Source organism: Streptomyces sp. GbtcB7 (genome assembly GCF_019091445.1).
Lineage (GTDB): Bacteria > Actinomycetota > Actinomycetes > Streptomycetales > Streptomycetaceae > Streptomyces > Streptomyces mirabilis.
Genome location: NZ_JAGXJM010000473.1, coordinates 1 through 248, shown reverse-complemented (window position 1 = coordinate 248; position 248 = coordinate 1). Strand labels below are relative to the sequence as shown.

The window sequence follows — 248 nt, the reverse complement described above, 5'->3', positions numbered from 1 at the left end:
CTGGGCGACATGAGCCTCGAGCAGCAGCGGGTCATCGCGCTCGCCTACTTCGGCGGCTATAGCCAGACCGAGATCGCCGCGCTCACGGGGGAGGCCCTCAGCGCCGTGCGCTCCCTCACCCCTGGCGCCCTCGACCAGCTGCAGACCGCGGCGCGCGTCGTGACCTCGCCCATCACGCTGCCGCGCGTCTCCGGCGCCGTCGCGTAGCGGCGCCAGGGCCCCGACCCAGCGCTTGCCTGTCACGAACT

General features: G+C 73.4%; 1 protein-coding gene. It reads left to right on the top strand.

Annotated features, from left to right (window positions below; genetic code table 11):
- Positions 1-207: sigma factor-like helix-turn-helix DNA-binding protein (locus tag KVT44_RS56535; protein WP_302832277.1), on the top strand; the 207-nt coding region annotated here is incomplete at its 5' end.
- Positions 208-248: the final 41 nt, after the last annotated feature.